This is a genomic window from Altererythrobacter sp. (assembly GCF_050299635.1).
GTDB lineage: Bacteria > Pseudomonadota > Alphaproteobacteria > Sphingomonadales > Sphingomonadaceae > Erythrobacter.
On record NZ_JBNKWF010000003.1, the window covers coordinates 68,700 to 87,258 of the forward strand.

At 62.6% G+C, this 18,559-nt stretch carries 21 protein-coding genes; 16 read left to right on the plus strand and 5 right to left on the minus strand.

The features are described 5' to 3' along the window. Window positions 1-170: 170 nt before the first annotated feature. The 3 genes from ACQY6C_RS02140 to ACQY6C_RS02150 all read left to right on the plus strand — a co-directional run bounded on the left by ACQY6C_RS02140 (window position 171) and on the right by ACQY6C_RS02150 (window position 2,798). On the plus strand, window positions 171-959 hold the full coding sequence (locus tag ACQY6C_RS02140) for a hypothetical protein (RefSeq protein ID WP_427964113.1): 789 nt from the start codon (window positions 171-173) through the stop codon (window positions 957-959). A 98-nt stretch (window positions 960-1,057) separates the two neighbouring features. Further along, entirely contained in the window at window positions 1,058-1,480 is a 423-nt protein-coding gene (locus ACQY6C_RS02145) for an acyl-CoA thioesterase (protein ID WP_427964115.1), read from the plus strand. Next, window positions 1,473-2,798 (plus strand): homoserine dehydrogenase, encoded by a 1,326-nt coding sequence (locus ACQY6C_RS02150; protein ID WP_427964116.1) that lies wholly within the window; start codon window positions 1,473-1,475, stop codon window positions 2,796-2,798. The genes ACQY6C_RS02145 and ACQY6C_RS02150 overlap by 8 nt, the downstream gene beginning before the upstream one ends. On the opposite strand, the gene ACQY6C_RS02155 is transcribed toward ACQY6C_RS02150, so the two are convergent. Next, window positions 2,758-3,381, minus strand: a complete 624-nt coding sequence (locus ACQY6C_RS02155; RefSeq protein ID WP_427964118.1) for a hypothetical protein — start codon at window positions 3,379-3,381, stop codon at window positions 2,758-2,760. The two genes, ACQY6C_RS02150 and ACQY6C_RS02155, sit on opposite strands and share 41 nt — an antisense overlap. A gap of 100 nt (window positions 3,382-3,481) precedes the next feature. Here ACQY6C_RS02155 and glpX point away from each other — a divergent pair, with 100 nt between their 5' ends. Then, on the plus strand, window positions 3,482-4,450 hold the full coding sequence (gene glpX, locus ACQY6C_RS02160) for a class II fructose-bisphosphatase (RefSeq protein WP_427964119.1): 969 nt from the start codon (window positions 3,482-3,484) through the stop codon (window positions 4,448-4,450). Window positions 4,451-4,599: 149 nt separating this feature from the next. On the opposite strand, the gene ACQY6C_RS02165 is transcribed toward glpX, so the two are convergent. Next, a complete protein-coding gene (locus ACQY6C_RS02165; protein WP_427964121.1) occupies window positions 4,600-5,040 on the minus strand; it encodes a GFA family protein in 441 nt (146 codons plus the stop codon). 99 nt (window positions 5,041-5,139) lie between these two features. On the opposite strand from ACQY6C_RS02165, the gene ACQY6C_RS02170 reads away from it, so the two are divergent. The 3 genes from ACQY6C_RS02170 to ACQY6C_RS02180 all read left to right on the plus strand — a co-directional run bounded on the left by ACQY6C_RS02170 (window position 5,140) and on the right by ACQY6C_RS02180 (window position 7,075). Further along, window positions 5,140-5,499, plus strand: coding sequence for a winged helix-turn-helix transcriptional regulator (locus ACQY6C_RS02170; protein WP_427964123.1), 360 nt, complete (start codon window positions 5,140-5,142; stop codon window positions 5,497-5,499). 143 nt (window positions 5,500-5,642) lie between these two features. Next, complete coding sequence (locus tag ACQY6C_RS02175; RefSeq protein WP_427964125.1) at window positions 5,643-6,578, plus strand: ribose-phosphate pyrophosphokinase; 936 nt, start codon at window positions 5,643-5,645, stop codon at window positions 6,576-6,578. Between the two features lie 41 nt (window positions 6,579-6,619). Continuing rightward, on the plus strand, window positions 6,620-7,075 hold the full coding sequence (locus ACQY6C_RS02180; protein WP_427964127.1) for a cupin domain-containing protein: 456 nt from the start codon (window positions 6,620-6,622) through the stop codon (window positions 7,073-7,075). Here ACQY6C_RS02180 and ACQY6C_RS02185 read toward each other — a convergent pair. Further along, window positions 7,072-8,034, minus strand: a complete 963-nt coding sequence (locus tag ACQY6C_RS02185; protein WP_427964129.1) for a helix-turn-helix domain-containing protein — start codon at window positions 8,032-8,034, stop codon at window positions 7,072-7,074. The two genes, ACQY6C_RS02180 and ACQY6C_RS02185, sit on opposite strands and share 4 nt — an antisense overlap. Window positions 8,035-8,096: 62 nt before the next feature. Further along, window positions 8,097-8,267, minus strand: a complete 171-nt coding sequence (locus ACQY6C_RS02190) for a hypothetical protein (RefSeq protein ID WP_427964131.1) — start codon at window positions 8,265-8,267, stop codon at window positions 8,097-8,099. A gap of 95 nt (window positions 8,268-8,362) precedes the next feature. Here ACQY6C_RS02190 and ACQY6C_RS02195 point away from each other — a divergent pair, with 95 nt between their 5' ends. Beyond that, window positions 8,363-9,139, plus strand: a complete 777-nt coding sequence (locus ACQY6C_RS02195) for an inositol monophosphatase family protein (RefSeq protein WP_427964133.1) — start codon at window positions 8,363-8,365, stop codon at window positions 9,137-9,139. A gap of 27 nt (window positions 9,140-9,166) precedes the next feature. On the opposite strand, the gene ACQY6C_RS02200 is transcribed toward ACQY6C_RS02195, so the two are convergent. Beyond that, window positions 9,167-9,493 (minus strand): hypothetical protein, encoded by a 327-nt coding sequence (locus tag ACQY6C_RS02200; RefSeq protein WP_427964135.1) that lies wholly within the window; start codon window positions 9,491-9,493, stop codon window positions 9,167-9,169. Window positions 9,494-10,022: 529 nt separating this feature from the next. Here ACQY6C_RS02200 and rpmI point away from each other — a divergent pair. The 8 genes from rpmI to ACQY6C_RS02240 all read left to right on the plus strand — a co-directional run bounded on the left by rpmI (window position 10,023) and on the right by ACQY6C_RS02240 (window position 18,526). Beyond that, the gene (gene rpmI / locus ACQY6C_RS02205; RefSeq protein WP_427964137.1) at window positions 10,023-10,226 is read left to right on the plus strand and encodes a 50S ribosomal protein L35; all 204 of its coding nucleotides are present in this window, start codon (window positions 10,023-10,025) and stop codon (window positions 10,224-10,226) included. Window positions 10,227-10,249: 23 nt separating this feature from the next. Continuing rightward, complete coding sequence (rplT, locus tag ACQY6C_RS02210) at window positions 10,250-10,609, plus strand: 50S ribosomal protein L20 (RefSeq protein ID WP_427964139.1); 360 nt, start codon at window positions 10,250-10,252, stop codon at window positions 10,607-10,609. 131 nt (window positions 10,610-10,740) lie between these two features. Further along, entirely contained in the window at window positions 10,741-11,640 is a 900-nt protein-coding gene (locus tag ACQY6C_RS02215) for a helix-turn-helix domain-containing protein (RefSeq protein WP_427964140.1), read from the plus strand. Window positions 11,641-11,750: 110 nt separating this feature from the next. Continuing rightward, entirely contained in the window at window positions 11,751-12,635 is an 885-nt protein-coding gene (locus ACQY6C_RS02220) for a helix-turn-helix domain-containing protein (RefSeq protein WP_427964142.1), read from the plus strand. A gap of 132 nt (window positions 12,636-12,767) precedes the next feature. Beyond that, window positions 12,768-13,874, plus strand: coding sequence for a phenylalanine--tRNA ligase subunit alpha (gene pheS, locus ACQY6C_RS02225; protein WP_427964144.1), 1,107 nt, complete (start codon window positions 12,768-12,770; stop codon window positions 13,872-13,874). Continuing rightward, window positions 13,871-16,240: a phenylalanine--tRNA ligase subunit beta gene (gene pheT / locus ACQY6C_RS02230; RefSeq protein ID WP_427964146.1), complete on the plus strand. Its 2,370-nt coding sequence runs from the start codon at window positions 13,871-13,873 to the stop codon at window positions 16,238-16,240. The genes pheS and pheT overlap by 4 nt, the downstream gene beginning before the upstream one ends. Beyond that, entirely contained in the window at window positions 16,237-16,986 is a 750-nt protein-coding gene (locus ACQY6C_RS02235; protein WP_427964148.1) for an SDR family NAD(P)-dependent oxidoreductase, read from the plus strand. The genes pheT and ACQY6C_RS02235 overlap by 4 nt, the downstream gene beginning before the upstream one ends. A gap of 16 nt (window positions 16,987-17,002) precedes the next feature. Beyond that, window positions 17,003-18,526, plus strand: a complete 1,524-nt coding sequence (locus ACQY6C_RS02240; RefSeq protein WP_427964150.1) for a peptide chain release factor 3 — start codon at window positions 17,003-17,005, stop codon at window positions 18,524-18,526. Window positions 18,527-18,559 lie beyond the last annotated feature (33 nt).

Here is an 18,559-nt window from a genome sequence, read left to right on the forward strand (position 1 = left end):
AGCCGTTCCCCTATGAAATCATGATAAGGCCCATTAGTTTTCAGAGATCGGGCGGATGGATTGGACCGATCCATCCTGGCAAAGACAGAAGGACGAGCATGGAAATCCGAAAAAACATTAGTAAATCCAGATATTTGGCGGCATCGCTTGCCGTTCTGCTCGCCGCTTCCATGGCTCCCACACCGATTGCGGCCCAAGATGCACCGGTTCAATTGTCCTACGCCGATCTGGCCGATCTGGGGGATTCCTCGGAACTGGTCATCCGTGCACAGATCCAGCGCCAGATCGTTGTCGAACCCGAGCGAGCACCTGGCCTCTCACCCGGATTCGCAAGACTCTATATAGAGGCGCGCACGCTCGCGCTGATGACGGGCTCGGCACCGATCGGCGAATCGCTGCGCTACCTCGTTGACGTTCCGCTCGATTCGAAAGGCAAGGTGCCCAAGCTCAAGAAGCAGGAAGTCCTGCTGTTTGCCCGGACGGTTTCAGACAGGCCGGGTGAAGTGCAACTGGTCGGGCCCGAAGGGCAGCTCGCCTATTCGCCGGAACTGGAGGCGCGCGTGCGGCCCGTGCTGGCGGCGCTCGCCTCGCCCGAGGCTCCTCCAACCATTACAGGCGTGCGCGATGCCCTGTCCGTCGCCGGCAATCTGGCTGGCGAATCGGAGACCCAGATCTTCCTCGAAACGCGCGACCGATCGCCCGTCTCGCTCACCGTGCTGCGGCGCCCTGGTCGTGAACCGGTGTGGGGCGTGTCATGGGGCGAGATCATCGATCAGGCCGCACGCCCTCCTGAGCCGAACACGCTGGCCTGGTATCGGCTCGCCTGCGCTCTCCCGCAGCGCCTGCCTTCGAGTGCGAACCTCTCGCGCGTTCCGGCAGAGCGCGCGCAGGCGCAGCGCGACTATGCATTCGTGCTGGCATCGCTGGGGCCTTGCGTACGCAGCATACGCCGGGACTAGCAACCAGGCCCCGGCCCGGCTCAATCAAGCCGAACTAGCCTTGCTGCAAGACAAAGTGGTTCCCTCGCGTCCATCGCTCGCGCTAGGGGCGTGAGACCATGCCCGAAACCTTCAGCCATTCCTTTCGCGTTCGCTATGCCGAGGTCGACCCGCAATCGGTCGTCTTCAACTCGCGCTATCTCGAATATGCCGACCTGATCATCACCGAATACTGGCGCGAATGCGGACTGCATTTCACAGGAGAGGGCGCGCTGGAGTTCCACGTCGCGCGCGCGGAGGTCGATTTCGTGAAACCGATCCGCGCGGATGAGATCGTGGAAGGCCGGGCGCGCACCGCGCGAATTGGCAGAACGAGCGTGGAAACCCGGATCGAGTTCTATGGTGCGCAGGGTCCGGAGGATCTACGCGCTCGAATTATGCTGGTGCATGTCCATGTCGATCTGGACAGCGGGCAGCCGGTTGTAGTGCCCGAAGCTGCGCGCAAGGCGCTGGGCCGGAACGAGGAGAATGAAGTTGTCTGATTCGCCTGCCGCGAAACCCCTGCGCATTGCGCTTGCCGGGCTCGGTACGGTCGGGGCGGGCGTGATCCGCCTGCTCGAAACCAATCGGGACTTGCTGACAGCGCGGGCGGGCCGCCCGCTCGAAGTGGTCGCGGTAAGCGCGCGGGACCGGACAAAGGATCGCGGCGTCGATCTCTCCCGCTTCGATTGGGTCGACGACATGGCGGCGATGGCCCAGCGCGAGGATGTCGACGTAGTGGTCGAGCTGGTCGGCGGATCGGATGGACCGGCTCTGGCGCTGGCCCGCGCTGCGCTAAAAAAGGGTAAGCCGCTAGTTACCGCCAATAAGGCGATGATTGCGCATCACGGCCTGGCGCTGGCCGAACTGGCCGAGGCGAGCGATGTGGCGCTGAAGTTCGAAGCCGCTGTCGCGGGCGGTATCCCGGTGGTGAAGGGGCTGCGCGAAGGCACTGCGGCCAATGCCCTTGAGCGAATCTATGGCATCCTCAACGGCACCTGCAATTATATTCTCTCCACCATGGAAGACACCGGCGCGGACTTTGGCGAGACGCTGAAGCAGGCGCAGCTGCTGGGCTATGCCGAAGCCGATCCGACTTTCGACATCGAAGGCGTGGATGCCGCGCACAAGCTGGCGATTCTGGCCGCAATCGGATTCGGAGCGAAGGTCGATTTCGATTCGGTGCGCGTGACCGGCATCACCAGGGTTCAGGCCGCCGATATCGCACAGGCGGATACGCTGGGCTATGTCATCCGTCTGATCGCGATGACCGACATCGAGCAGGGTGACGGCAGCGAACCCACGCTGCTGCAGCGGGTGCGGCCTTGCCTCGTCTCGCGCGAACATCCGCTCGCTTCGGTCGACGGACCGACCAATGCGGTTGTGGCGGAAGGCAATTTCTCCGGCCGTTTGCTGTTCCAGGGCGCGGGCGCGGGCGATGGCCCGACCGCCAGCGCCGTCGTCGCAGATCTGATCGATATTGCGCGCGATGAAGTGGGCGCGCCTTTCTCGATTCCCGTCGCGCAGCTCAAATCCATGCCGCCGACTGAATCTGGCCACCGGATGGAGCGCACCTATATCCGCTTTACCGTGGCTGACCGGCCCGGCGTGCTGGCAGAGATTACCGCGGCCATGCGCGATGCAGGCGTTTCGATCGAGAGCCTGATCCAGAAGGGGCGCGAGGATGACGGCGGCGAAGTGCTGGTGGCTATGGTGACGCACGAAGGGCCCGAACGCAGCGTACGCGAAGCATTGGCTTTGCTGGAGGGCTCGGAAAGCCTTACCGCTCCGCCTCTGGTTCTGCCGATTCTGCGCGACTGACGGTCTCTTCTCGATCTGCGGGCGCAGGAGGCAGTCCGAGCACGCCCGGATTGGCGGGCGCGCCAGTGACCGATCCCTTGTCATTTCCGATTGGAGGCAATCCGCGCGCGATGCGGTCTGCGTCCGAACCTGGCGGTGCCTCGGGCAGCGCAGTAACGTCGATAATGAGCGCTGGCGGCGGCGGGCATTTCTGCAGCCCGGGTATGCACATGCTGCCGATGGTCGGTTCGCCCTTGAAGATGCCGCAGTTGGGTCCGCAAGGGTCGGGAGTCGCTGGCGCGTCGCGAAATGCGGTTTCTTCGGCGTAGCGCCGCTCTGCCGCTTCGCGGTCGCTGTAATATCGTTCGGATCTGTCCGTCAGCTCGCGGCAGACCACGATCTCGCCCGAGATTCGCGCAGCATCGTCCTGCCGCTCGCATTCTTCGACCAGGCGCGGGTCTATCTCGCCTTCGGGCCGCTCGATCAGGATATCGATCACTTCGCTCGCTTCTCTCGTCGTGCGCGCGGGGTTGGTCGATTCGCCTGCATTGTCTTGCGCCTGCACGCTCACCGGGCTGGCCAGAATCGCGAACATCCACCACACAGCGGAGATCCTGCCCCCAACAGCCGAAGCCAAGCTCGACAAATGCATCTCCTGTTGTCAAAGCGCTTGCGCCACACACAGCTTGAGGACTGAATTGCTCATGAATACCGAAAATGCGCTCGACCGGGTCCTCGTCCTGGAAATGGTTCGCGTGACCGAGGCAGCGGCAGTTGCGGCCTCCAGCCTTGTCGGCCGCGGAGACGAAAAGGCTGCCGATGCGGCTGCGGTAGAGGCGATGCGCAAGGCCTTCGACGATCTTTACATCGATGGCACTGTGGTCATCGGCGAAGGCGAGCGCGACGAGGCGCCGATGCTCTTTATCGGTGAGAAGGTAGGCGGCGCGCCGGGCAAGGGCCCGAAGATCGACATTGCGCTGGACCCGCTGGAAGGCACCACCATTACCGCCAAGGCCGGGCCCAACGCGCTGGCGGTGCTGGCGGCGGCCGAACAGGGCAATCTGCTCAATGCGCCCGATGTCTATATGGACAAGCTGGCGGTTGGCCCCGGATATCCCGACGGGATCATCGATCTGGCCAAGAGCCCGAGCGATAATGTGAAGGCCGTGGCTGCGGCCAAGGGTGTCGAGCCCGGCGACATCATCGTCTGCGTGCTCGACCGTCCGCGCCATGCCGATCTGATTGCGGAGCTGCGCTCGCTCGGCTGCGGCGTCGTGCTGATCGGCGATGGCGATGTAGCCGGCGTGATCGCAGTGACCGACGAAGATACCACGATCGACATGTATATGGGGCAGGGCGGTGCACCCGAAGGCGTGCTGGCGGCAGCCGCGCTGCGCTGCGTCGGCGGCCAGTTCAACGGGCGGCTGGTGTTCCGCAACGAGGATGAGAAGGCGCGCGCGCGCAAATGGGGGATCGACGATCTCGACCGCATCTACAAGCTGGAAGACCTGGCCAAGGGCGACTGCATCTTTGCTGCCACCGGCGTGACGTCGGGCTCGCTGCTCGATGGCGTGAAGCGCAAGCGTGGCGGCGTGATGACGACCGAAAGCGTGGTCATGCGCGCTTCTTCGGGCACCGTGCGCTGGATCAAGGGCGAACACCGCTCGGTTTGATTTGCTTGAGGGAAGCGGGCTTTCCTCCGCGTGACGGTCCTGCGCGCGCACAAACCGGAACCAGCGCTGGATCAAGGGGAATATCGGATCGGTCGACCGAGCCGGTTTTTGCACGGTTTACTCCCGACCCGGCACTCCCCGTCCGGGACCTATTGCGCGGCAATCATCGCTTCTGGGCCGCCTTCCGGCATTTCCGCAAAGGAGGGAATGCTTTCGTCAAGAATAGCCCATGCGGGCGCACGCGACGTATAGACGTTCGCTGTCGGAGAAATCGCGTCGGGGTTGTCGAGACTCGACGCGCGCAGGAAGGCCAGTCCCGGCATTCCGTCGTTATGCGACAGCACCGCTGATCCGCACTTCGGGCAGAAGCTGCGGCGGACAATATTTCCGCTATCGGCGGGTCGATCGTAACATGACAGATCCCCGGTAAAACTCACCGCATCTTCAGGCATGACGAGGTGGGTGGCATGGCTGGTCGCGCTGGTCTTGCGGCAATCGACGCAATAGCAATGTCCCACCATCATTGGCTCGGCATTGGCGCTGTAACGCACCGCGCCGCACAGACAGCCACCTTTCAAGACTTCCGACATTTCTTCCCCTTTCAACTGGCGAACAACTGTAAGTCGGAAATGCCATGCACTAGAGACTTGCATTTTGCAAGTCGCTATATGGGTGACATAGGGATGAGTATGGGAAACAAGCAAGACCAAACGCGTTCAGGATGTCCGATCGCCTGTTCCCTCGATATCTTCGGGGATCGCTGGACACTCGTGATCCTGCGCGACCTGCTGACTGGCAAATCGCGCTATTCCGAGTTCCTCGAATCGCCGGAGCGAATCACGACCAATATTCTGGCTGACCGCCTGGCGCGTATGGAAGAAGCGCAGCTGATCACTCGCGAGCCTTACCAGGCACGCCCACCGCGCTATGCCTATCGTCTTACCGAGCGCGGTCGCGACCTGCATCCGCTCCTGCGCGAGATGTCGCGTTGGGCAAATCGCCATTATCCGGAGACGTGGATCCCGCCTGACTGGTTTATGGAGGAGTAGACGGCGCGGAGCTGCGGTGCCGGTTCACTTCGGGCTGGAAAACCCCAATTAGCCTCTGTTGCAATCGCATGACGGTCGGCTAAGCCCGCCGCAACAATTGCTGGGGGCGAGTCGCCCGTCTGAAGGCCAAGGGAAGCAGCACAATGAAGATCATGTCGGGCAATTCGAACCTGCCGCTCGCACGCGCGATTGCCGGTTATCTCGAACTGCCGCTTACGGACGCAAGCGTAAGGCGCTTCGCCGACGAGGAAGTGTTCGTCGAGATCCACGAGAATGTGCGCGGCGAGGATGTGTTCATTATCCAGCCGACCAACTTCCCGGCCAACGACAATCTGATGGAATTGCTGATCTGCATCGATGCGCTCAAGCGCGCTTCGGCCAAGCGGATCACGGCAGTGGTGCCCTATTTCGGTTATGCGCGGCAGGATCGCAAACCCGGCCCGCGCACGCCGATCTCTGCCAAGCTGGTCGCGAATCTCATCACCGAGGCAGGCGCCGATCGCGTACTGGCGGTGGACCTCCACGCCGGGCAGATCCAGGGCTTCTTCGATATCCCGACCGACAATCTCTATGCCGCGCCGGTCATGGCCGCCGATATTCAGGCGCGCTATGGCGATGAGGACCTGATGGTCGTCAGCCCCGATGTTGGCGGCGTGGTGCGCGCCCGTGCTCTGGCCAAGCGGCTCGACAACGCCCCGCTGGCAATCGTCGACAAGCGCCGCGATCGCCCCGGCGAAAGCGAAGTGATGAACATCATCGGCGATGTCACCGGGCGGCATTGCATCCTGATCGACGACATTGTCGATTCGGGCGGCACGCTCTGCAATGCGGCGGAGGCACTGCTGGAACAGGGTGCGGCGAGCGTCGCGGCCTATATCACCCACGGCGTGCTTTCGGGAGGCGCGGTGGCGCGGGTGGATGGCTCCAAGCTCAAGGAACTGGTCATCACCGATTCGATCCGCCCGACGGAAGCTGCGGAGGCATCGGAACGGATCCGTACGCTCACCATCGCGCCGCTGATTGGCGAAGCGGTGCGCCGCATCGCGGACGAAAGCTCGGTTTCCAGCCTGTTCGACTGATCGCGCTTGCGCTAGCTTCCCTGCGAAACAGGGAGGACGCGATGCGCAGACTATCTCTTGCGGTTGCTACGCTGGGCCTCAGTCTGGGCCTCGCGGCCTGCGACCAGGCGAGCAAACCCGATCCTGACGCCGAAATCGCATCGGCCATGCAGGTTCACGTGCCGGCGGGCCTAGAGCCAGGATCGAACGAAATGCTTCGGTCGGCACTCAAGAGCGATCCCGATCACGAAGTGCTGATCTCCGACGTCATCATCCCGCCGGGTGCCGAAGTGCCGCGCCATTTTCACCCGGGCGAGGAGTTCGTCTATGTGATCGAAGGCTCTGCCGTGCATGTCGAAGAGGGCAAGCCGGACAGGCTGATCAAGGCGGGCGATGCAATGGTGATCCCGCCCGAAGCGGTCCACGCGCCGCGTGGCGGGCCTGAAGGCGCACGCGCCATCGTTTTCCGCGTCCATGTTGCCGGTCAGCCGGAGCGTATCCCGGTTCCCGGGACCTAGGTTTCGTCCGCCGCGTACCAGGGCAGGTGGCTGCCCGGTTCGATCCGCTTTAGTTCCTCCAGCCTGCGGGCCTGTCTCTGCTCAAGCGTGAGTGCCAGCAGCGGACGCGGTTGAGCGCGGAACTTCTGCGGCGTGACGCCGAAGAAGCTGGCGAACTCGCGGATCACATGCGACTGGTCGAAGAAGCGCAGCATCATCTCTTCCTCTTCCTCCTGGTCCGCCACCCCGCACAGCAGTGCCCCCAGGTCGAGCGCGCGGGCCCTGCGCATGACGGTGCGCGGCGTAAGGCCGAAGTCCCGCTTCACCATGCGTTCCAGCTTTCTGATGCTGATGTTGTGCATCTCGGCGAAGTCGCTGAGCGACTGCGTCGGGTCTTCGAAGGCGGCCATTTCAAACGCCGCAGATATCGGATCGGGGGGATCGGGCTGTACGCGCGCAATATAGCGGCGCAGCACTTCTTCAAGGGCGAGGTTCCATTGGATGGGAGTATATTCGTCGCAGAACACATCGCGCAGATCATCCGCCAGAATGCCGAATATGTCCTGCCGCTCGATCCGGTCGACAATGTCATGCGCAGGCCTGCCGGTAAGGGTGTAGAACGCCCCTGCGCGAAGCCCGAATCCGGCAGACATGACGTCACCAGTGCAGGTAAGCGGCATGAACTTCGAATGTTGCCCGAACAGCAGCACCTCATTGCCATAGGCGTCATGCCCGTCGGCGGACATTGCGGTCCAGCGGCCATTGAAGATGTAGCGGGTATAGATCAGGTCGTTGCACATCCCGCAGGCGATCACCGAACCGGGTTCGTTGACCGACTTGGCGGAAACGATGCGGGCGACCCAGGGCGAAAGATCTTCAGGGGGCGCGCGGTTTGTGGAAAGCGGCATTCCGTCGCGCCCAATGCCCGACAGCGGCGACATGTTTCGCCTCAAGGCTTCGCTATCCGGGCGTTCAGTCATTGCTCGCGGCCCCCGCTTCCCCTTTACTTCGCGACGTGAAGCCGGGGAATTCTGTTTCTATTCTACGCTGTTGCGCCTTCACCGCCAAGGTGGAACTGGCTGATCGGGCAGAGCCCGGCCTGTTCCGGCCTCGGCGTATCACGCGTTTTCAGCGTCAACGTCACCAGCGGTTGGATTTCGTTATTGACCGGGTGCAGAACGCAGCCTGGTTTTCGACCCCTGATGTTCGCCATTATGGGCCACTCAAATGGGTTGCCCTCTTCCATCAACCATCGCATGGGCATTGGGTTCCAAACTCAGACAGTAGCATTTGACCGGGAAGCCGCGCATGAATCCGTCCGATATCGACCTTGCCAACCGCCTTGCCGATGCAGCGGGTGCTGCGATCAGGCCGCTGTTCCGGGGCGACTGGCAGGCCGAGGTCAAGGCCGATCACAGCGCCGTGACCGAGGCGGACCGTGCTGCCGAGGCCGCGATGCGCGCGATTATCGAGGCCGAACGGCCCGATGACGGTATCATCGGTGAGGAATATGGCTCGCGTAATGAAGGTGCGGGCCGGCAATGGGTGCTCGACCCGATCGACGGCACGCAAAGCTTTGTTGCAGGCCGCGCGATCTTCGGCACGCTGATCGCGCTGTGTCAGGATGGCTGGCCGGTATTGGGTGTGATCGACCAGCCGATCCAGAAGGAACGCTGGGTAGGGCGCATCGGAGAGGGCACGACCTTCAACGGCAGGCCGGTACGCACGCGTGCCTGCCCCGCCTTCGAAGGCATGTCGGTCGCCACCACCAGCCCGCACTGCTTCAGCGAGGAAGAGGCCGACGCTTACCTGCGCGTCGTTTCCGCCGCCTATCCCGAACGGCCGTGGCCGGTCTATGGCGGCGATTGCTACAACTATGCGCTGCTGGCGAGCGGGCATATCGACTGCGTGCTCGAAACCGGCCTCAAGCTACACGACTACGCCGCGCTGGTGCCGGTGGTCGAAGGGGCGGGCGGCATGATGAGCGACTGGCAGGGCCACCCGCTCGACGCCGGGTCTGACGGCCGGGTTATCGCGCTGGGCGATCCGGCAAGGCTGGAGGATGTGCTGGAAGCGATGGGGTAAGTCTACTGACTGTCCGCCAGTGGGTGGTTAGCTGACGAAGTGATTCCACGTCGTGCAACCCTTGTCGGTCGCTCGATACGTAAAGCTCTGCACCGCGCCGGGAGTAACGTAGCCTACGGTGCAGATTTGCTCACTTCCAGATGCGTAGCGAAGGATAATGCGCCCGCTCCCTTCGCAATCGATCGTTTTGCTAACGGAAAGCCGCCCGCCAATCCTTCGAAGGGGCGTTTCTTCACCGCAGAGTAGCAGCGTAGCCTCAACCACGGCTTGCTCTTCGTCTTCGATCGCAAAGGTGTTCTCCACTTTTGAACAGGCGAAAAGGGCAAGTGTAATCGAGATGGCGAGCCACTTCATAATACTGATATGAACGCTGGGTCCAACGACCGCAATGGGGTCGCTAGCGGACAATCATCTGTGTCATCCCCGCCTCCGCGGGAATGACGCCCGCGCTTTCCTACTCGTATCGCCGCGCGCTAGATTTGGGGCTATGCCAACGCTCTCACGCCTATTCTTGCGCCGCCTTACGCGCTCCAGGGCCATACCCGTCCGAAGGTCACACTTTTTGCCCCCACAGTAATACAATGGCGCTTTTTGCCTTTGGACCGTGTTCCATGTGTTCCATCCTGTAGGATTTTGCGGGGGAAGGAGGTTGGAGGAAACGGCGCCAAAGGCGCCGCAAGGGCGACTGCCCGCCCGCAGCGACCGAAGGGAGCGAGGAAAGCCAAACGAGCGGAGGCGAGCGCCGGCGCTTGAGGCCAAACAAACTTGCATTCCGCCGCAAATCCGCTATCTGCGCGCCCTTCAACGACACGAATCAAGCGACCTGCCTGGCTGAAAGGGCTGCCAGGGCCGGTTCAAGCGTGTCTCTGACAAGGAGATGAAAATGCCCAAGCTGAAGACCAAGAGCGGTGTGAAGAAACGCTTCAAAATCACCGCAAACGGCAAGGTCAAGCATGGTGTCGCAGGCAAGCGCCACCGCCTGATCAGCCACAATGCGAAGTATATCCGCCAGAACCGCGGTACTTCCGTGCTCTCCGAAGCCGACGTGAAGCACGTGAAGAAGTGGGCGCCCTACGGGCTCGACTGATCGCGAATTAAGGAGAATCTGATATGCCTCGCATCAAACGCGGCGTGACCACGCGCCAGAAGCACAAGCGGCTGCTCGACCAGGCCAAGGGCTATCGCGGTCGCCGCAAGAACACCATCCGCATTGCGCGCCAGGCGGTCGAAAAGGCCGGCCAGTACGCCTATCGCGACCGCAAGGTTAAGAAGCGTAACTTCCGCGCGCTGTGGATCCAGCGCATCAATGCGGCGGTGCGCGCCGAAGGGCTCACCTATTCGCAGTTCATGCATGGCGCGAAGCTCGCCGGCATTGAGCTCGACCGCAAGGTGATGGCCGATCTCGCCATGAACGAAGGCGCGGCCTTCAAGGCGATCATCACTCAGGCCAAGGCGGCTCTGCCCGCCTGAACCATTGCCGGTAACGGACAAGCGAGGGCGCTGGAGAGCATATCTCCGGCGCCCTTGTTGCTTTCTGCGGGGCCGGTTCCGGGTGGTCGAGGCCAATTGTAAGTTCACGACAATTGCGTCATTAGGGCGCCATGAATGAACGGGCTTTGCAATCGGGAGGGCGAGAGCGCTATCGGGTTCACAGCCGCTTCTACTCACCCCCGGAAGAATTCGACGGCTGCTTCACCAGCTTCTACCAGCTCCGCCTCGAAGTGGAGGATGGCGGAGCGGTTTGCGACCACCTCCAGCCCGAATGGGGCAATATCCGTTTCTTCGGCGGTTCTGCGCCATGGGTCCAGATCCCGGGCGGCACCGCGCTCTCGGGCGCGCATTTCACCGGAACGGGCCCGAGTTCGCTTCCCGCGAAATTCGAACTGGGCCCCGTCAAGATGTGGGGGATCGGCCTTCTCCCGCTTGGATGGGCGCGCTTCATGGATGTGGAAGCGCGCGCTCTGGCGAATATGGTGGTGGACGGGGCGCAACATCCCGCCTTTCGCAAGTTCGGCGTGCTCTGCGAAATACTGTGCGACGAGAGCTGCAGCGACGAGGAACAACTGGCTGCAATCGTGGAAACCATGCGCAGCCTCGCCCGGCCCCATCGCGATGAAGCCAAGGTCATCCGGGTTCACCGTGCGCTGGTCGATACCAAGCTCACCACTGTTGCCGAGTTTTCCGATCGTGCGGGTATGAGCATTCGGACGCTGGAAAGACTGTGCCGGCGCTATTTCGGGTTCTCTCCCAAGCTGCTGATGCGCCGCCAGCGCTTCATGCGCAGCCTGACCGAGTTCCTGCTGCACAGGGGCAGCAAATGGACCGATGTCATGGACGAGCACTATCACGACCAGGCGCAGTTCAGCCGCGAGTTTCGCGAGTTCATGACCATGAATCCGAGCGAATACGCCGCGCTCGATCATCCCATTCTGTCATCGTTCGTGGAAGCGCGATCGCGAATCTGGGGATCCGCAGCTCAGACCCTCGACAGGCCCGACTAAGCGCATTTGGGGGACGTGACATCCGCATCGAATGCGGGCAATGTCACGGAGGGTTCGCACGGACATGCCTCCCGAACGGGGCATAGGGATCATATTGTCCAAGAACTTGCATGAAGGATATTGCGCTTCGCTTCGCCTTGCCGGCTTCCGAGCTTCGGCCGTTCGTCACCACCTATTACCACTGTCGCTTCGACCTTTCGCAGGGGCGGGAGTTCGTCGAAGACTATCTGCATCCCGAATGGGCCAATGTGCGTATCCTGATCCAGGGTAAGAGCAGCTATTCGATCGGTCCGGGAGAGCTTGCCCCGACTCCCCGGCTCGCTGTTACCGGCCCGACCAGTCGGGCGACCCGGTTCAGAATGTCGAGCGGGATCATCTGGGGCATTGGCTTGCTGCCGCTGGGTTGGGCCAAGTTCGTGGACAGACCCGCCGGAGATTATGCCGATCGTTGCGCGGACGCGCGAGATGACCCGGCGCTTGGCGCATTTGCCCCACTCGCCGAAGCCTTGATGGAGTCCGGCACGCATTTTGAAAGCGGCCTTGCACTGATCGAGGCGCATATGCAGACGCTGCTCGATCGACCACTTCATGATGCCGGGGTCATTTCCGCGATCAATGGAGCCTTGATCGACGAGAAGGTGGCGACCGTTTCCGAACTGGCCGAACGTGCCGGTATGAGCGTGCGCTCGCTCGAGCGAATATCCCGGCGAGCGTTCGGTTTCTCGCCCAAGCTGCTATTGCGCCGCCAGCGCTTCCTGCGAAGCCTGGCGCAGTTCATGCTCGATCCGACGATGAGTTGGCTGAGGGCAATGGATTATCACTATCACGACCAGGCGCATTTCGTGCGCGATTTCCACCGCTTCATGGGAATGTCGCCCTCGGCCTATGGCAGATTCGAACACCCCATCCTTCGTGCAGCAGCGAGGGATCGGGCAGCGATTGCGGGCAAGGCGATCCAGGCGCTGCACGAGCCGCCTCAAGCCCACCCAGAATGACACGCGGCCGATGCCTGCGGATCGGGAGGCCGGCCCGGTCTCCATGTCTTCGCTATGTCTTGGGGCATTCGCGCTTTGCCTTGTGCGCCATTTGACGCTAGCGGGGCGCCCTTCGAAGATGAAATTGGCGCAATGACTGAAATGAACTCCCAGAAGGATGCGGCGCTTGCCGCGATCGCCGTGGCGGATACGCTCGATGCGCTGGAAGAACAGCGTGTGGCGGCGCTTGGCAAGAAGGGTTGGGTCTCGCTGGCGCTCAAGACGCTTGGCAGCATGAGCCCGGAAGAGCGGCAGGAAGCCGCGCCCGCGATCCAGGCGGTGCGCGCGGAAGTGGCCGACGCCATCGCGGCACGAAAAGACGCGCTCGAGGCGGCGGCGCTAGATGCGCAGCTTGCGAGCGAGACTCTTGACCTGACGCTGCCTGCACCCGAGGCCCCGCGCGGCTCGGTCCATCCGGTCAGCCAGGTGATGGACGAACTGGCAGAAATCTTCGCCGACCTGGGCTTCGCCGTCGCGACCGGACCGGAAATCGAAGATGACTGGCACAATTTCACCGCGCTCAACATGGACGAGAGCCATCCCGCGCGCGCCATGCATGACACCTTCTATTTCCCAGAGAGCGATAATGACTCCGATGGGCACCGCATGTTGCTGCGCACGCACACTTCGCCGGTGCAGATCCGCAGCATGGTGGAGCAGGGCGCGCCGATCCGCATCATCGCGCCGGGCCGTGTCTATCGCAGCGATAGCGACGCGACGCATACGCCGATGTTCCATCAGGTCGAAGGGCTGGTGATCGACCGGGGCATCCACCTGGGGCACCTCAAATGGACGCTCGAGACCTTCCTCAAGGCTTTCTTCGAGCGTGACGATATCGTGCTGCGGCTGCGGCCCAGCTATTTCCCTTTCACCGAGCCGAGTGTCGAGGTCGACGTGGGCTTTGAAGTCGTGAACGGCAGGCGTGTGCTCGGCGGAGACGGTGATGCGCCTGGCCACGGCTGGATGGAGCTGCTTGGTTCGGGCGTGGTCAACCGCCGCGTGATCGAATTCGCCGGGCTCGACCCGGATGAATGGCAAGGCTTTGCCTTCGGCGTGGGCGTCGACCGCCTCGCCATGCTGAAATACGGGATGGACGATTTGCGCGCCTTCTTCGACGGCGATCTGCGCTGGCTCGACCACTATGGCTTCTCGCCCTTCGACCAGCCGACCCTTTCCGCCGGTGTAGGAGCGAAAGCATGAAGTTCTCGCTCGAATGGCTGAAGGATTACCTCGAAACCGAGGCAAGCGTTAGCGAGATCGCGGCCAAGCTCAATGCGATCGGCCTGGAGGTCGAGGATATCGAGGACCCGGCCGAACGGCTGGCGGGTTTCCGTGTCGCCAAGGTGCTGACCGCCGCGCCGCATCCCGATGCCGACAAACTGCAGGTTCTCACCGTCGATACGGGGGAAGGCGATCCGTTGCAGGTCGTGTGCGGCGCGCCCAATGCCCGTGCCGGGATGAAGGGCGTCCTGGGCCTGCCCGGCGCAGTGGTCCCGGCCAACGGGATGGAATTGCGCAAGAGCGCGATCCGCGGCGTCGAGAGCAATGGCATGATGTGTTCGGTGCGCGAGCTCGAACTGGGCGACGAGCATGACGGAATCATCGAATTGCCCGAGGATGCGCCGGTGGGCGAGAGCTTCGCCAGCTACCAGGGTGCATCGCCCGTGTTCGATGTCGCGATCACGCCCAACCGTCCCGATTGCATGGGTGTGGAAGGGATCGCGCGCGACCTGGCCGCTGCCGGGATCGGTGTGTTCCGCAGCCATCCTCGCCCCGCAGTTAAGGGTGCAGGCGCTTGCCCGGTCGAAATCCGGACCGACGACGCTGAAGGCTGCCCGGCTTTCTATGGCCGTGTCATTCGTGGTGTGAAGAATGGTGCGTCGCCCGACTGGATGCAGCGGCGACTGATATCCGCCGGTCAGCGCCCGATCAGCGCGCTGGTGGACATCACCAATTACGTCATGCTGGCGCATGGGCGCCCGGCGCATGTCTATGACCTTGCCAAGCTGACCGGACCAGTGGTTGCCCGCCGCGCAACAGACGGCGAAGAGGTGCTCGCGCTCAACGAGAAGACCTACACGCTTGATGAGAGCATGACGGTGATCGCGGATGATGCCGGTGTGCATGATATCGCGGGTATCATGGGCGGCGAGCATTCGGGCGTTTCCGAGAGCACCACCGACATCCTGATCGAGATCGCCTATTTCGATCCGAAGCGCATTGGCGTGACCGGGCGCAAGCTGGGTCTGGCCTCCGATGCGCGGACCCGGTTCGAGCGGGGTGTGGACCCGGCTTTCCTTGACGATGGCCTGGCGATTGTAAGCCAGCTCGCGATTGACCTGTGTGGTGGCGAAGCCAGCGAAGTGGTGCGCGCAGGCGCTCCGCCGAGCGAGCCGAAGCTGATCCAGTTCGATCCCGCATTGACGGCGAAACTGGGTGGTGTCGAAGTGCCTGCAGATGAGCAGCGCCGCATCCTCGAAGCGCTCGAATTCGGCGTTTCGGAGGATTGGGAAGTCACCTGCCCGCTGCGCCGTCATGACATCGAAGGGTCAGCCGATCTGGTCGAGGAAGTGGTGCGCATTCACGGTCTCGACAAGGTCGAAAGCGTCGCGCTGCCGCGTGCCGAGGGCGTGGCCAAGCCTACGGCTACACCGCAACAGGGGCTTGAGCGGCGCTTGCGCAGGGCCGCGGCTGCCAGCGGATTGCACGAAGCGATCACCTGGTCCTTTATCTCGGAAAGCGAGGCCAAGAGCGTCGGCGGGGGACGCTGGGTGCTGGAAAACCCGATCAGCGAAGACCTCAAGATCATGCGACCTTCGCTGCTGCCGGGGTTGCTCTCAGCCGTCCAACGCAATCTCGACCGCGGACAGTCAGCCGTGCGCCTGTTCGAGATTGGTCGTCGCTATCTGGAAGATGGCGAGCATCCCTCGCTCGCTTTCGTGCTGGCCGGGGATCGCTTGGGGCGCGGCTGGCAGAACGGTAAAGGTCAGGCGTTTGACGCCTATGATGCGAAGTCACTGGTGCTCTCGCTGCTCGAAGCGGCAGGAGCGCCGGTTGCGAACCTGATGATCATGGGTGAGGCGGGCGATTTCTATCATCCCGGCCAGTCGGCGACTCTGCGGCTTGGGCCCAAGAACCGGCTGGCCAGCTTCGGTACGATCCATCCCACGATGCTCAAGACTTATGGCATCGATGTGCCGGTGGTGGCGGGCGGCATTCATTTGGATGCTATCCCGGCAAAGAGGAGTGGCGGCGGTTTTGCCCGTGCGCCCTATGCGCCTCCGGCCTTGCAGGCGGTGACGCGCGACTTTGCCTTCCTCGTCCCGGCCGGGCTGGCGGCGGGCGATCTGGTTCGTGCGGTCAAGGGTGCCGACAAGAAGAACATCGTCCACGCGCGCGTGTTCGATGTTTTCGCCGGGCAAGGCGTGCCCGAGGGCAGGAAGTCGATCGCGCTGGAAGTCACACTCCAGCCGCAGGAGCAAAGCTACAAGGATGCCGATCTCAAGGCGATCTCCGACGCGATCGTCGCAGCGGCGGCAAAGCAGGGCGGGGAGCTGCGCGGATGAGCCGGACGGCACTCGTAACTGGAGCCACCGCCGGGATTGGCGAGGCCTGCGTTCGTAGCCTGGTTGCGAGCGGATGGCGCTGCATCGCCACTGGACGCCGGGCCGAACGGCTCGATGCGCTGGTCGATGAACTGGGTGCGGACAAGCTCCATGCCGCCGTGTTCGATATCCGCGACGAGGCCGCGCGCGATGCTGCTCTCGACAGCTTGCCCGAAGATTTTGCGGGCATCGACCTGCTGGTCAACAATGCCGGGCTGGCGCTCGGCACTTCCCCTGCGCATAAAGCCGATCTCGAGCAGTGGAAGGTGATGATCGACACCAATGTCACCGCACTGGCGTCGCTCACACACAAGCTCCTGCCCAGCCTGATCGAGCGCAAGGGTGCGGTGATCAACCTCTCGTCGGTCGCGGCGAATTATCCCTATACGGGCGGCAATGTTTATGGCGGGACCAAGGCCTTTGTGCGCCAGTTCAGCCTGGGTTTGCGCAGCGATCTGGCGGGTACTGGCGTGCGTGTGACCTCGATCGAGCCGGGGATGGTGGAGACCGAATTCACGCTTGTGCGCACTGGCGGCAACCAGGAAGCGCATGAGAAGCTTTACGGCGGCGCCGAACCGATGACTGCCGAGGATATCGCCGAGACAGTGCGCTGGGTCGCGGAACTGCCGCCGCACCTCAACATCAATGCGCTGGAATTGATGCCTGTGAGCCAGAGCTTCGCCGGCTTCCAGGTCGCGCGCAGCTGAAGATTGTCGAGAATTCATGACTTCGAATCGCCGTACTTTCGCAATCATCTCGCACCCTGACGCGGGCAAGACCACGCTTACCGAGAAGCTGCTGCTGCAGGGCGGCGCGATCCACCTCGCGGGCGAGGTCAAGGCGCGCGGACAGGCGCGGCGTGCACGTTCGGACTGGATGAAGATCGAGCAGCAGCGTGGTATCTCGGTCACGTCCAGCGTGATGACTTTCGAGCGCGACGGTGTGACCTTCAACCTGCTCGACACGCCGGGGCACGAGGACTTCTCCGAAGACACCTATCGCACGCTCACTGCGGTCGATAGCGCGATCATGGTGATTGACGCGGCCAAGGGTATCGAGCCGCAGACGCGCAAGCTGTTTGAGGTCTGCCGTTTGCGCAGCGTGCCGATCATCACTTTCGTCAACAAGGTCGATCGCGAAGGACGAGAGGGTTTCGAACTGCTCGACGAAGTGGCGGACATGCTGGCGCTCGATGTCAGCCCGCAAAGCTGGCCGGTAGGCATGGGCGGGCGTTTCGAAGGAGTGCTCGATTTCGCCAGCGGCAGCGTGAGCCGCCCCGAAGGCCCGTCGAAGGAATATCATGGCCAACGCGATGAGAACCCCTCGATCCCCGAAGAGTTTGCGGAAGAGATCGAGCTGGCGCAGGTGGGCTATCCCGAGTTTGACCTGGAGGCCTATCGTCACGGCGACCTGACCCCGGTCTATTTCGGGAGCGCCCTGAAGAACTTCGGCGTTACCGAACTCATCGAGGCGATTGCACGATACGCTCCGCCGCCGCGCCCTCAACCTGCGGGAGAGGTCGAGATTCCTCCGTCCAGAGACGAAGTGACCGGGTTCATCTTCAAGGTGCAGGCCAATATGGACCCCAATCATCGTGACCGGATCGCCTTCATGCGGCAGGTTTCGGGCACTTTCAAACGCGGCATGAAGCTGACGCCTTCAGGCCTGGGCAAGCCGATCGCGATCCACTCGCCGATCCTGTTTTTCGCGCAGGACCGCGAGATCGCCGATACGGCGGAAGCAGGCGATATTATCGGCATCCCCAATCACGGCACCCTGCGGGTCGGCGATACGCTGAGCGAGACGAACCAGATCCGCTTCACAGGCCTGCCCAATTTCGCGCCGGAAATCCTGCGCCGCGTGCAGCTCAAGGATCCGACCAAGACCAAGCAGCTCAGGAAGGCGCTTGACGATCTGTCAGAAGAAGGCGTGATTCAGGTGTTCTACCCGGAAATCGGCGCGCAATGGATCGTGGGCGTGGTCGGCCAATTGCAGCTCGAAGTGCTCATTTCGCGGCTGGAGGCCGAATACAAGGTGGAGGCTTCGCTCGAAGCGGCCCCCTTTGCCACCGCGCGCTGGGTCAGGGGTGATGCACCGGCGGTCAAGCAGTTCGAGGATTTCAACCGCGCGAATCTGGCGCGCGATCGCGACGGCGATCTGGTCTTCATGGCCAAGAGTCCGTGGGATGTGAATTACCAGGCGGAAAAGCACCCGGACCTCGCCTTCTCGGCCACCAAGGAAAGGTGAGCTTGCGGGCCGCTGCGCTTCGCGGCATGGATG

Coding starts and splice junctions, on each gene's coding strand:
- ACQY6C_RS02165 (WP_427964121.1), bottom strand. CDS start 5,040: ATGTCGGAAGTCTTGAAAGGTGGCTGTCTGTGCGGCGCGGTGCGTTAC.
- glpX (WP_427964119.1), top strand. CDS start 3,482: ATGAATACCGAAAATGCGCTCGACCGGGTCCTCGTCCTGGAAATGGTT.
- ACQY6C_RS02235 (WP_427964148.1), top strand. CDS start 16,237: ATGAGCCGGACGGCACTCGTAACTGGAGCCACCGCCGGGATTGGCGAG.
- ACQY6C_RS02145 (WP_427964115.1), top strand. CDS start 1,058: ATGCCCGAAACCTTCAGCCATTCCTTTCGCGTTCGCTATGCCGAGGTC.
- rplT (WP_427964139.1), top strand. CDS start 10,250: ATGCCTCGCATCAAACGCGGCGTGACCACGCGCCAGAAGCACAAGCGG.
- ACQY6C_RS02240 (WP_427964150.1), top strand. CDS start 17,003: ATGACTTCGAATCGCCGTACTTTCGCAATCATCTCGCACCCTGACGCG.
- ACQY6C_RS02185 (WP_427964129.1), bottom strand. CDS start 8,034: ATGACTGAACGCCCGGATAGCGAAGCCTTGAGGCGAAACATGTCGCCG.
- ACQY6C_RS02195 (WP_427964133.1), top strand. CDS start 8,363: ATGAATCCGTCCGATATCGACCTTGCCAACCGCCTTGCCGATGCAGCG.
- ACQY6C_RS02140 (WP_427964113.1), top strand. CDS start 171: ATGGCTCCCACACCGATTGCGGCCCAAGATGCACCGGTTCAATTGTCC.
- rpmI (WP_427964137.1), top strand. CDS start 10,023: ATGCCCAAGCTGAAGACCAAGAGCGGTGTGAAGAAACGCTTCAAAATC.
- pheS (WP_427964144.1), top strand. CDS start 12,768: ATGACTGAAATGAACTCCCAGAAGGATGCGGCGCTTGCCGCGATCGCC.
- ACQY6C_RS02175 (WP_427964125.1), top strand. CDS start 5,643: ATGAAGATCATGTCGGGCAATTCGAACCTGCCGCTCGCACGCGCGATT.
- ACQY6C_RS02190 (WP_427964131.1), bottom strand. CDS start 8,267: ATGGCGAACATCAGGGGTCGAAAACCAGGCTGCGTTCTGCACCCGGTC.
- ACQY6C_RS02200 (WP_427964135.1), bottom strand. CDS start 9,493: ATGAAGTGGCTCGCCATCTCGATTACACTTGCCCTTTTCGCCTGTTCA.
- ACQY6C_RS02220 (WP_427964142.1), top strand. CDS start 11,751: ATGAAGGATATTGCGCTTCGCTTCGCCTTGCCGGCTTCCGAGCTTCGG.
- ACQY6C_RS02180 (WP_427964127.1), top strand. CDS start 6,620: ATGCGCAGACTATCTCTTGCGGTTGCTACGCTGGGCCTCAGTCTGGGC.
- ACQY6C_RS02170 (WP_427964123.1), top strand. CDS start 5,140: ATGGGAAACAAGCAAGACCAAACGCGTTCAGGATGTCCGATCGCCTGT.
- ACQY6C_RS02215 (WP_427964140.1), top strand. CDS start 10,741: ATGAATGAACGGGCTTTGCAATCGGGAGGGCGAGAGCGCTATCGGGTT.
- pheT (WP_427964146.1), top strand. CDS start 13,871: ATGAAGTTCTCGCTCGAATGGCTGAAGGATTACCTCGAAACCGAGGCA.